This is a genomic window from Streptomyces sp. NPDC058620, assembly GCF_042717135.1.
Taxonomy (GTDB): Bacteria; Actinomycetota; Actinomycetes; order Streptomycetales; family Streptomycetaceae; genus Streptomyces.
Map to the genome: position 1 here is coordinate 1 of NZ_JBHXQO010000102.1, position 11,598 is coordinate 11,598.

Genomic DNA, 11,598 nt, shown 5'->3' on the forward strand with positions numbered 1-11,598 from the left:
GGCCCGGTGCACGGGCCTGTCCGGCGGCCGGGTACGGGGACGGAGCGTCAGCCCTGGTCGGCCGAGAGGCTCATGGGGCCGTAGATCTTCGTCGCGTCCTCGAAGAGCGTGACCTGTTCCGCCCCGCCCTCCAGAAGCTCCTTCCAGAACTCACCGATCCAGGACTCCGCATCGCCCTGGGTCGTGAACTCGTCCGGCGTCAGCGCCGGCTCCGTCTCCGTACCGTCGGACTTCTCGAACCGCCACGTCCACGCCATGTCCGCCTCCTGGGTCACGTTGCTGCCCAGAGCCTAGTACCTCGCCCGGGCGCGCACGGGGTGCCCGGACACGGGAGGATCAGTACGTGGAACTGACTCTGCTCGGCACCGGAGCCCCCGACGGGCTGCCGCGGCCCGAATGTCCCTGCGCCATCTGCGCCTCGGCCCGCGGTGCGCGCGCGCGTGCCGCGACCGCGCTCCTGGTCGACGACGCGCTGCTGCTCGATCTCACCCCGGGGGCGGTGTTCGCCGCCGCCCGTGCGGGGCATTCGCTCACCGCCGTACGGCAGGTGCTGCTGACCCATCCCCATGACGGGCCCGCCCTCGAACTGCCCGCCGGGCTGCCGCCGGCCGGCCGGGTGCCGGACGGCCAGGTGCTGACGCTGATCAGCGGCCACCGGGTGCGGGCGGTGCCGATGGACGCGCCGGGGACCGGATACGAGGTGACGTCACCGGAGGGCGAGTGCTTGTTGTACCTGCCGCCGGGGGCCGCTCCCAGCGGTCTCGCCGACCGGGCTACGGAGCCGTACGACATGGTGGTGGGCGATGTGATCGGGCGCCCCGACGCGGTGGCCCGGCTGCGCGCGGTCGAGGCGATCGGGCCGGCGACCGAGGTGATCGCCGTCCATCTGGACCACGACGCACCGCCCGGCGACGCGTTGGACCGGCGGCTCGCGGCGGCCGGGGCACGCACCGTGCCGGACGGGACGACGCTGGTGGTGGGCGAGTACCACGCCGTGCCCGATGTGCCGCGGCGCACGCTGGTGACCGGTGGCGCCCGGTCGGGGAAGTCGCTGGAGGCCGAACAGCGGCTGGAGACCTTCCCCGAGGTGGTGTACGTGGCGACCGGCGGACGCCGGGACGGGGACGCGGAATGGGCGGTACGGGTCGGGGTGCACCGGGACCGCAGGCCCGCCGCGTGGCGCACGGAGGAGACCTGCGAACTGGCGGAGCTGCTGGCGGCGGACGGTCCCCCGCTGCTGATCGACTGTCTGTCGCTGTGGCTGACCGACGCGATGGACCGGGTGGGGGCCTGGGACGACGCGACGTGGGCCGGGAGCGGTGAGGAGGCGTTGCGGGCGCGGGTCGCGGAGCTGGTGCGCGCGGTGCGCGGGACCCGGCGGACCGTGGTGGCGGTGACGAACGAGGTGGGGTCCGGGGTGGTCCCGGCGACGGCTGCCGGGCGGCGCTTCCGGGACGAGCTGGGGCGGCTGAACGCCGCGTTCGCCGCGGAGTGCGAGCACGTGCTGATGGTGGTGGCGGGGCAGGCGCTGGTGCTGCGGGGGTGAGCCGCGCTCGGGCGGTCGTACGGGCGTTTCCCGGACGGTCGCCTGATGGGGCGTCAGAACGCTGCCGGGTACTGTTCCGTCCGGGAGCCCGCCGCCGGGTTCCCGGCCATCACGTACCGACCCCGCGAGGCAGACCCCCGTGAATCTGGACGACTTCTCCGACCTGATCGAACGCCCCGACGGCGGCGTACGGCGCGATGCCGAGGAACGACGCGAGCGGCTGATCGTGCCGCCCGGTGCGCTCGGACGCCTCGACGAGCTGGGGGAATGGCTCTCGGCCGCCCAGCAGGCCGTACCTGTCAGGCCGGTCGACCAGCCGCGCGTGGTGGTCTTCGCCGCGGATCACGGGGTGGCGGCACTCGATGTCTCCGGCCGCGCCGCTGGCACCACGTACGAGCTCGTGCGGGACACGCTGGACGGCGCGAGCCCCGTCGCCGTCCTGGCCCGCCGCTTCTCGGTCCCCGTACGGATCATCGACGCCGGCCTGGACTGCGATCCTGAGCTGCTGCCCGAGTCCGTCGTACGGCACCGGGTGCGGCGCGGCAGCGGGCGCATCGACATCGAGGACGCGCTGACGGCCGAGGAGGCCGAGCAGGCCGTACGGCTGGGCATGGCGATCGCCGACGAGGAGGCCGACTCCGGCACGGACCTGGTGGTGCTCGGTGATCTGAGCGTCGGCGGGACCACGGCGGCCGCCACCCTGGTCGCGGCCCTGTGCGGCACGGACGCCTCGGTGGTCACCGGCCGTGGCGGCGCCGGGATCGACGATCTGGCGTGGATGCGCAAGTGCGCCGCGATCCGCGATGCGCTGCGCCGGGCACGGCCTGTGCTGGGCGACCAGCTGGAGCTGCTGGCCGCGGTCGGCGGCGCCGATCTGGCGGCGATGACGGGCTTCCTGCTGCAGAGCGCGGTCCGCCGGATGCCGGTGATCCTGGACGGTGTGGTCGGGGCGGCCTGCGCCCTGGTGGCGCAGCGGGCCGCTTTCCGGGCGCCGGACTGGTGGCTGGCGGGGCAGGCGAGCGGCGAGCCGGCGCAGGCCAAGGCGCTGGACCGGATGGCGCTCACGCCGCTGCTCGATCACGGGGTGACCGTGGGCGGGGGCAGCGGGGCGCTTCTCGCGCTTCCCCTGGTGCAGGCCGCGGCGGCGCTGGCGGCGGAACTGCCGGAGCGCGCACCGGAGAAGGTCGAAGACACCCAGGACACCGAGGACACCGAGTCGGTCGAGGGCACCGGGGCAGCGGGCGAGAAGGCCGCGGAGGCGGACTCGGCTACCGCCTGACGGCCTCCGGCGGTCAGGGTTTGCGGGTGGGGAGCGGGACCCGGTCGGGGGCGCCGCCGATCAGGTCCTGGAACTTGCGGCGCGGACCGGCCCAGCGCAGGTCGTGGTGGTAGGCGCGCAGCACCGCCGTGGACCTGGCCCGGTGTCTGTTCCGGTAGAAGCGCTTCGCCCATGGCGAGGTCGGCCGGGCCAGCCGTACCGCGCCGACCAGGGCGACGAACGGGATCAGCGCGCCGAGGACCGCCATGCGGGCCTTGCCCTTGAACAGGGCGACCAGCACGAAGGCGAAGTTGACGACGAGCGTCAGGACGATGCTCAGCCGGTCCTGCTGCTCGTCGTCGCTCATCTCGTCGACCCCGAGCGGAGAGAAACCGGCCAGGAAGAGCCCCACGAGCGAGGCGGTGAGGACGACGGCCTCCACGCTCTGCCGGCCCTGTTCGGTCCAGTACACGTCGTCCAGGTGCAGGATCAGCGCGAACTCGTCGAGCACCAGACCGGCGCCCACTCCGAAGATCACCGCGCAGATCGCGGCTCCGACACCGTCGCGGCCGCTGGCCACCGCGCCGAAGCCGCCGAGCACGGTGAGCACCACCCCCGGCACCACGTGGTGAATGTGGACACCGCCGGGCGTGACGTTGCGGAAGGGGCCCTTCCCGGCCCGGATCATCCGCGTGATCATGCGAGTGACGGCGAACGTCAGCACGAAGGCGCTCAGGGCGAGGAGCATCGGCAGCTTGCCCGGCTCGACGATGTTCTGGTGCCACCAGTGACCCATGCCACCCACTCCCGATACGTCACTTTGCGCGCCTTTGAGGCGGTTCGGCCAATCTATCGGTGACGGACACCCGCTAGCCTGCGCGCGGTGACCTCCCTGAACAGCCACGGCCTGCGTTTCGCCTTCGGCACCCTCACCGCGCTCCCCGTCCGCGTGACCCGCTGGGACCGCGAGACCGCCCGCGCCGGCATGCTCATCGCCCCGCTCGCCGGGCTTCTCGTGGGCCTGCTGGCGGCCGTGCCCGGCACCCTGTCACTGCTGCTGGGATCGGGGCCCCTGCTCGCTGCGGTCGCCTCCGCCGCAATACCCGCGGCCCTCACCCGGGGACTGCATCTGGACGGCCTCGCGGACACCGCGGACGGTCTCGGCAGCGCGAAGCCCGCCGAGGAAGCACTGCGCGTCATGAAGCAGTCGGACATTGGCCCGTTCGGTGTCATCACGCTGCTCTTCGTCCTGCTGGCGCAGGTCGCCGTCCTCTTCGAGCTGTACGGGCAGGGCTGGGCGCACGGCGCCGCGGGCACGGTCGTGGCCGCCGTCGCCGCCCGGCTGGCGCTCACCCTGGCCTCCCGTCAGGGCGTCCCTCCGGCCCGGCCCGAGGGCCTGGGAGCGGCGGTGGCGGGCACGGTCCCGCTCGGCGGTGCGGTGATCGTGACCGTCCTTGCCATCGCGGCTTGTGCGGGCACGGGCGCCCTGCTGGGCGGTTACGGTGCCGTGCACCACGCCCTGGCCGTGCTGGTCGCGCTGGGCGCCGCCCACCTGCTGCTGCGGCACTGTGTACGGCGCTTCGGCGGGGTGACGGGGGACGTGTTCGGCGCGCTGGAGGAGACGGCCGCGACGGCCGCCCTGGTGGTGCTGGCGTTCTAGACGGACACCCCTGGAACGACCCACCTGTCAGGCCGAACGGCCAGAGAGCTGAGGGATTCGTCGTAGAGCATCTACCTGCACTTTCGCGCCGTGGCTGAGTCCGAGATCCGGGACGACCACACCTGGCTCACTGCGTTCATGTCCGAGGCTCGGGAAAACGACATCGCCGAGTACGCAGCGGGCATCGCCCACTCGATCAACCGCCGTCAGCGACCTCTATGCCGCAGCCGATGCGCTCCATACAGACGCCGACGAGCCCTGGACGCTGCCGATCTACGGCGGCCGCCCCGTGCCCCACAGCACTGACGCTGACCCCGGCATGCTCGCGACACCGTCCGCGTCGCAACTTTCGGCGGCCGGTGAGCGTCTCAACGGGTGTGATGGATCTTCCTGAGACCATGTACCCCGTCGACACCCAGGACGAGCACGAGGACGAGCGAGTGCGGTCCGGCCCGCTGTGGCGCCATGCGCTGTGGGCGGCGCTCGTCACCGCCGCCGGAGTGACGCTGGGGTGGTTGGGCGCCCTGTTCCGCATCGGCCCGGAGGAGTACGGCCTGCCGCCCGCCGCGCCGGGAGCGCTCTGGCCCTATCTGCTCGCCTGGGCCGTGATCGGCCTGGGGCTGGGCGCCATCCTGCGGTTCGTGGCGGCCGAGGTGCCGGTCTACTCCCCGTCGGAGGTCCTCCTCGGCACCGTCATGATCGGCACCCGGCTGTCCCTGGGCTGGCGGCCGGAGCCCCTCGAAGTCGCGGGCCTGGCCGCGGCCGCGCTGCTCCTGGTGACCGGCTGGTGCGCCGTCGCACTGCGCGGGGCGGCCGTCGTGCGACGGTCCCAGGACGCTTCCGGGGTCGCCTAGGGTCTGCTGCGAAAGTGGATCTTGGTCATGGATGATCACATCCTGTGGGACGTGGGGATCTGACGAACGGCCAGTGGGCCCGGCTGGAGCTGTTGTCGCCTTCGGGCATCAAGTCGGGCCGTCCGCCGGTCCGGATGACTCCACGGTCTGCCGGGCCCACCAACACGCCGCCGGGGCGGTGAAAGGGGATCTCCAGAACCGGGCCTACCTGCGCAGACGCGGGATCAAGGCGACGATCCCAGTGCCCTCGGACCGGGTTCGCGACCGCCAGACGCTCGGCTCCCGGGGCGGCCTGCCACCGAAGTTCGACACGACCGACTACCGCGAGCGGCATGCCGTGGAGTGCGGAATCAACCGTCTCAAGCGCCACAGGGCCGTGGCGACGAGGTACGACAGACTTGCCGTCCGCTACGAGGCGACTGTATTCGTCACAGTCCTTAACGAGTGGTTGTGACCAGCGGGTTTGCAGGCGTTCTCAGTCTGTCGGCGCGGACGCGGCGCAGGCGTCGGCGATAGCTTGAGTGTCCCAGTAGAACGGACGGACCTCGGTGATCTGCCCGTCCTTGACCGTGATCGTTTGCAGGATCGGGAAGCTGAGTTCACGGCCAGTCGCACGAACGCGAGCACGGACCTGAGTCAGCACGACCGCGGTCTCACCGGTGGCGAGAAACTCCTGCTCCACCATGTCGAACGTCTCCCAGACCTGTCCCATCGCAAGGAAGAACTGCGTCATTCCGTTGTGCCCACGCCAAGTACCTCCGTATGGCAGAGCATCCGCTTGATGTAACTCGACATTCGGCGCGAAGAAGGAGGCGAGCAAGTCGAACGAAGCCTCGCCAGGGCCTCCGGCCGCCAGGTACTCCGCCTCAGCTGCATACATGCCGGTGAGCACTGTCACTGAGTCTGTAGTGGATGACATCGTCATGCCGCCAGCATGATCAGCAACGACGCGTCCTGCTCGCGGAAATCAGACATCGTTGTGCGGCACGGTCAGCACCTTCGCAACACGCCCTAGTCGCCGGCGGGGCAGGTCCTGCGCCAGGGGTCGAGTGCGTACTCCTTGCGCAGGGAGCTCAGCTTCAGCCGCCGTGACGCGGCGCAGTACTCGGCCGGCTCCAGCTCGTACTCCGCGTGGAAAACCGCCTTGCCCGCCTCGATGAACGGGGTGACGGCGTCACACTCCTCGTACTGGGCGCACTGCTCGTTGACCGCGAAGTCGAAGTCCGGCTCCAGCTGCGGGATCTGGTCCAGGTCGTTCTTCAGGCCGACGGCCAGTCCGTGCGCGTGGGCGAGGCGGGCGATCAGCCGGTTGTAGCGCAGCTGGTCGTCCGCGGTGAGGGGGAAGCCGGACGGGTTGAGGTAGGCGTCCATGTTGTCCGGCTCCACCGCGTCGAAGCCCTTCTTGGCGCACATCGCGATCCGCGCGTCCATCAGCGGCTCCAGGACGTCGGTGCGGCGGATGTCCAGCCAGCGCTCGCCCTTCCAGCCGTTGCCCTTGCCGAGCACCGACGCGGGGAACTTCCCGGCGTCCGGGCGGAACTCCTCCCAGGCGCCGGTGGAGAGGTAGCAGATGACCTTGCGGTCCCGGCGGTGCAGCTCCGCCACCTCCGCCGCGCCGTTCTCGAAGCCGTCGATGTCGTAGACCGGCGCGTCCACCGAGGGGTCCAGCCGGCCGGAGAGCTGCCACTGCCAGTCGATGCCGGGTTCCGGGCGCCAGTAGGCCCCCGGGCTCTTCCCAGCGGCCGGGGCGGCGGCCGGCGGTCCCGAGGTGCAGGCGGTGAGCAGAACCAACAGAATCGGTACGGCGGCGGACAGCGATGTCCACGGCCCCGTACCCCGAACCCGACCCTGCCACCGCATCGTTCTCTCCCCCGCTCGCTCCCCCACCGGCAACGACCCTACTGGCGCTGCCCCTTCCCGCCGGACCCGGCCACCGGCGGGAGGCGTACACCCGGTCGGGGCCGGGGACGGCCCGCCGCTGTGAGGCAACAGGAAAGGCGCGCGTAGGCTCATTCCCGGCACATTGCGGCGCCGTCCACGATGCGCCGGGCACGGTCGGCCCACCCCTCGACCGACAACTGAACTCAACGGAAGCGAGATTTCACCACCGTGACTGCTCTCACTCTCAGCACTGCCGGTGCGGCGACGCTGCGCGCCGACGCACTCGTGGTCGGCGTCGCCAAGGGCGCTGGTTCCAAGTCTGGGGACCTGGTCCTCGCGCCGGGCGCCGAGGCCGTGGACAAGGCGTTCGACGGAAAGCTCGCCACCGTCCTGGAGACCCTGGGTGCCTCCGGTGCCGAGGGCGAAGTGACCAAGCTTCCCGCGCCGTCCGGTCTCAAGGCCCCGGTCGTCATCGCGGTCGGGCTCGGCACGGTCCCGGACAAGGACGACGCGTACGACGCCGAGACGCTGCGCCGGGCCGCGGGCTCCGCCGCCCGCGCCCTGGCCGGTTCGAAGAAGGCCGGCTTCGCGCTGCCCGTGGCGTCCGTCGAGGACGCCGGTGCCGTCGCCGAAGGCGCGCTCCTGGGCGCGTACGCCTTCACCGCCTACCAGGGCGGCGAGAACTCGCTCGCCCCCAAGGGCGCGAAGAACAAGGGCCCGAAGCTGCCGCTCGCCGAGGTGGCACTGCTCGGCACCAAGCCGCGCGATAAGGCGTTCAAGGCCGCGGCCGAGCGCGCCATCGCGATCGTCGAGGAGATCAACCGCGCCCGCGACCTGGTCAACACCCCGCCGAACGACCTGTACCCCGAGTCCTTCGCCGCCGTGGCCGCCGCCGCGGGCAAGGAGCACGGCATCAAGGTGCAGGTCCTCGACGAGAAGGCGCTCGTGAAGGGCGGCTTCGGCGGTCTGCTCGGCGTCGGCCAGGGCTCGACCCACGGCCCCCGTCTGGTGAAGCTCGCCTACACGCACCCCAAGGCGGAGAAGACCCTGGCCCTCGTGGGCAAGGGCATCACCTACGACTCGGGCGGCATCTCGCTCAAGCCGGCCGGCCACAACGAGACGATGAAGTGCGACATGAGCGGCGCCGCCGCCGTGTTCGCGGCCGTCGTCGCCGCCGCCCGTCTCGGCCTCCGGGTCAACGTCACCGGCTGGCTCGCGCTCGCCGAGAACATGCCCTCCGGCAACGCCACCCGCCCGGGTGACGTGCTGCGCATGTACAGCGGCAAGACCGTCGAGGTCCTCAACACGGACGCCGAGGGCCGGCTCGTCCTCGCCGACGCGCTGACCCGCGCCTCCGAGGAGAACCCGGACGCGATTGTCGACGTCGCCACGCTGACCGGCGCGATGGTGCTCGCCCTGGGCAACCGCACCTTCGGCATCATGGCGAACGACGACGCCTTCCGTACCTCCATCCACGAGATCGCCGAGGAGGTCGGCGAGGCTTCCTGGCCGATGCCGCTCCCCGCCGACCTGCGCAAGGGCATGGAGTCCCCGACCGCCGACATCGCCAACATGGGCGAGCGGATGGGCGGCGGCCTGGTGGCCGGTCTCTTCCTCCAGGAGTTCGTGGGCGAGGGCATCGCCTGGGCGCACCTGGACATCGCGGGCCCGGCCTTCCACGAGGGCGCGCCCTACGGCTACACGCCCAAGGGCGGCACCGGATCCGCGGTCCGCACCCTGGTCGGCCTGGCGGAGCGCACCGCCGCCGGCGACCTCGGCTGAGCCGCTTCCGCGTGACCTCGGCCCCGGGCATACGTCCGGGGCCGTACGCGTTCATGTCCATGGCCGCGCACGGCCGCCCACGTGCCTCGTACGGATCTCACCCACGACGAAATCCGTATGTATGTACACAGCAGTAACCCCCCGAGTCGGTAGATCATCCGCCTCCGACCCGGGCCCCGCGTCCCGCCCACCGTCAACAAGTGCGAAGATGGGTTCTCGGCAGGACAGGGCCCCCACCACAGGGCCGAATAACAAAAGCGGCCGAACACCAGCCGACCGGCCGGTCACACCCCAGCGACGGGGCCCGGCATACGGCGCACATGCATGGAGGACGTGACGTGGCGAACGACGCCAGCACCGTTTTCGACCTAGTGATCCTCGGCGGTGGTAGCGGCGGGTACGCCGCGGCCCTGCGCGGAGCGCAGCTGGGTCTGGAAGTCGCCCTGATCGAGAAGGGCAAGGTCGGCGGCACCTGCCTGCACAACGGCTGCATTCCCACGAAGGCGCTGCTGCACGCCGGCGAGATCGCCGACCAGGCCCGCGAGGCCGGTCAGTTCGGCGTGAAGGCCACCTTCGAGGGCATCGACATCGAGGCCGTCCACAAGTACAAGGACGAGGTGATCTCGGGCCTGTACAAGGGTCTGCAGGGACTCATCGCCTCGCGCAAGGTGCACTACATCGAGGGTGAGGGGCGGCTCTCCTCCCCCACCTCCGTGGACGTGAACGGCGAGCGCATCACGGGCCGCCACGTCCTGCTGGCGACCGGCTCCGTGCCGAAGTCGCTGCCGGGCCTGGAGATCGACGGCAACCGCGTCATCTCCTCGGACCACGCGCTGAAGCTCGACCGCGTACCGAAGTCCGCGATCATCCTGGGCGGCGGCGTGATCGGCGTCGAGTTCGCCTCGGCGTGGAAGTCCTTCGGTACCGACGTCACCATCATCGAGGGCCTGAAGCACCTGGTCCCGGTCGAGGACGAGAACAGCTCGAAGATCCTTGAGCGCGCGTTCCGCAAGCGTGGCATCAAGTTCAACCTCGGCACGTTCTTCGACAAGGCCGAGTACACGCAGGACGGCGTCCGCGTGACCCTCGCCGACGGCAAGACCTTCGAGGCCGAGGTGCTTCTGGTCGCCATCGGCCGCGGTCCGGTCTCGCAGGGCCTGGGCTACGAGGAGGCCGGCGTCGCGATGGACCGCGGTTACGTCCTCGTCGACGAGTACATGCAGACCAACGTCCCGACCATCTCGGCCGTGGGCGACCTGGCCCCGACCCTCCAGCTGGCGCACGTCGGCTTCGCCGAGGGCATCCTGGTGGCGGAGCGGCTGGCCGGTCTCAAGACCGTGCCGATCGACTACGACGGTGTGCCGAAGGTGACGTACTGCCACCCCGAGGTCGCCTCCGTCGGCATCACCGAGGCCAAGGCCAAGGAGATCTACGGTGCGGACAAGGTCGTCGCCCTCAAGTACAACCTCGCGGGCAACGGCAAGAGCAAGATCCTGAAGACCGCGGGCGAGATCAAGCTCGTCCAGGTCAAGGACGGTGCCGTGGTCGGCGTCCACATGGTCGGTGACCGTATGGGCGAGCAGGTCGGCGAAGCCCAGCTGATCTACAACTGGGAGGCGCTGCCCGCCGAGGTCGCGCAGCTCATCCACGCCCACCCGACGCAGAGCGAGGCGCTCGGCGAGGCTCACCTGGCCCTGGCCGGGAAGCCCCTCCACTCCCACGACTGACCAGTCGAACGGGCGCGACGACCGACTTCCGCACTTCCCCAAGCTCTCGACTCCGCTCGAGCAGGGGAGATCCCATCGTTAGGAGCAACTGAAACCATGTCGGTTTCCGTAACCCTTCCGGCGCTCGGCGAGAGCGTCACCGAGGGCACTGTCACCCGCTGGCTGAAGGCCGAGGGCGAGCGCGTCGAGGCCGACGAGCCGCTGCTCGAGGTCTCGACCGACAAGGTCGACACCGAGATCCCGGCTCCCGCCTCCGGCATCCTCGCCTCCATCAAGGTCGCCGAGGACGAGACCGTCGAGGTCGGCGCCGAGCTGGCCGTCATCGACGACGGTTCGGGCGCGCCCGCAGCCGAGGCTCCGGCCGCCGAGGCCCCCGCGGCCGAGGTTGCCGCACCGGCTCCGGCCGCCGAAGCCCCCGCGGCCCCGGCCGCCGAGGCTCCCGCGGCTCCGGCCCCGGCCGCCGAGGCTCCCGCCGCCGCACCGGCGGCTGCCGCCTCCGGCACCGACGTCACCCTCCCGGCGCTCGGTGAGAGCGTCACCGAGGGCACCGTCACCCGCTGGCTGAAGCAGGTCGGCGAGGAGGTCACGGAGGACGAGCCGCTGCTCGAGGTCTCCACGGACAAGGTCGACACCGAGATCCCGGCCCCGGTTTCCGGTGTGCTGCTGGAGATCGTCGTCGCCGAGGACGAGACCGCCGAGGTCGGCGCGAAGCTAGCCGTCATCGGTGCCGCGGGTGCCGCCCCGGCGGCTGCCCCGGCCCCCGCCGCTCCGGCTCCCGCCGCTCCGGCTCCCGCCGCTCCGGCTCCCGCCGCTCCGGCTCCCGCCGCTCCGGCTCCGGCCGCTCCGGCGCCCGCCGCAGCCGCTCCGGCACCGGGTGCCTCGTCATCATC

Annotated in this window: 12 protein-coding genes; 8 read left to right on the top strand and 4 right to left on the bottom strand. The window is 71.4% G+C overall.

What is annotated here, in order from left to right:
- Nucleotides 1–47 precede the first annotated feature (47 nt).
- Nucleotides 48–257, bottom strand: a complete 210-nt coding sequence (locus tag ACFWSK_RS36605) for a hypothetical protein (protein WP_382740657.1) — start codon at nucleotides 255–257, stop codon at nucleotides 48–50.
- 86 nt (nucleotides 258–343) lie between these two features.
- On the opposite strand from ACFWSK_RS36605, the gene ACFWSK_RS36610 reads away from it, so the two are divergent.
- Entirely contained in the window at nucleotides 344–1,546 is a 1,203-nt protein-coding gene (locus ACFWSK_RS36610) for a bifunctional adenosylcobinamide kinase/adenosylcobinamide-phosphate guanylyltransferase (protein ID WP_383796185.1), read from the top strand.
- A gap of 139 nt (nucleotides 1,547–1,685) precedes the next feature.
- Nucleotides 1,686–2,825, top strand: coding sequence for a nicotinate-nucleotide--dimethylbenzimidazole phosphoribosyltransferase (cobT, locus tag ACFWSK_RS36615; RefSeq protein ID WP_383796188.1), 1,140 nt, complete (start codon nucleotides 1,686–1,688; stop codon nucleotides 2,823–2,825).
- A 13-nt stretch (nucleotides 2,826–2,838) separates the two neighbouring features.
- Here cobT and ACFWSK_RS36620 read toward each other — a convergent pair whose 3' ends face one another.
- Entirely contained in the window at nucleotides 2,839–3,600 is a 762-nt protein-coding gene (locus ACFWSK_RS36620) for a hypothetical protein (protein ID WP_383796191.1), read from the bottom strand.
- A gap of 87 nt (nucleotides 3,601–3,687) precedes the next feature.
- Between ACFWSK_RS36620 and cobS the strand changes: the two genes are divergently transcribed.
- From cobS to ACFWSK_RS36635, 3 genes are all read left to right on the top strand, one after another.
- Nucleotides 3,688–4,464, top strand: a complete 777-nt coding sequence (gene cobS, locus ACFWSK_RS36625) for an adenosylcobinamide-GDP ribazoletransferase (RefSeq protein ID WP_383796194.1) — start codon at nucleotides 3,688–3,690, stop codon at nucleotides 4,462–4,464.
- 380 nt (nucleotides 4,465–4,844) lie between these two features.
- Entirely contained in the window at nucleotides 4,845–5,318 is a 474-nt protein-coding gene (locus ACFWSK_RS36630) for a hypothetical protein (protein ID WP_383796197.1), read from the top strand.
- A gap of 178 nt (nucleotides 5,319–5,496) precedes the next feature.
- Entirely contained in the window at nucleotides 5,497–5,772 is a 276-nt protein-coding gene (locus tag ACFWSK_RS36635; protein WP_383796200.1) for a hypothetical protein, read from the top strand.
- A 21-nt stretch (nucleotides 5,773–5,793) separates the two neighbouring features.
- On the opposite strand, the gene ACFWSK_RS36640 is transcribed toward ACFWSK_RS36635, so the two are convergent.
- Both ACFWSK_RS36640 and ACFWSK_RS36645 read right to left on the bottom strand, forming a co-directional pair.
- Nucleotides 5,794–6,243 carry a nuclear transport factor 2 family protein gene (locus tag ACFWSK_RS36640; protein ID WP_383796203.1) on the bottom strand — a complete coding sequence of 150 codons (450 nt, stop codon included), beginning with the start codon at nucleotides 6,241–6,243 and terminating at the stop codon, nucleotides 5,794–5,796.
- 86 nt (nucleotides 6,244–6,329) lie between these two features.
- A complete protein-coding gene (locus ACFWSK_RS36645) occupies nucleotides 6,330–7,178 on the bottom strand; it encodes an endo alpha-1,4 polygalactosaminidase (protein ID WP_383796206.1) in 849 nt (282 codons plus the stop codon).
- Nucleotides 7,179–7,427: 249 nt separating this feature from the next.
- On the opposite strand from ACFWSK_RS36645, the gene ACFWSK_RS36650 reads away from it, so the two are divergent.
- The 3 genes from ACFWSK_RS36650 to ACFWSK_RS36660 form a co-directional block, all read left to right on the top strand.
- A complete protein-coding gene (locus tag ACFWSK_RS36650) occupies nucleotides 7,428–8,981 on the top strand; it encodes a leucyl aminopeptidase (protein WP_383796209.1) in 1,554 nt (517 codons plus the stop codon).
- 338 nt (nucleotides 8,982–9,319) lie between these two features.
- The gene (gene lpdA, locus ACFWSK_RS36655) at nucleotides 9,320–10,708 is read left to right on the top strand and encodes a dihydrolipoyl dehydrogenase (protein WP_383796212.1); all 1,389 of its coding nucleotides are present in this window, start codon (nucleotides 9,320–9,322) and stop codon (nucleotides 10,706–10,708) included.
- A 96-nt stretch (nucleotides 10,709–10,804) separates the two neighbouring features.
- Nucleotides 10,805–11,598 (top strand): biotin/lipoyl-containing protein (locus tag ACFWSK_RS36660; protein WP_383796215.1); only part of this gene is annotated, 794 nt, incomplete at its 3' end.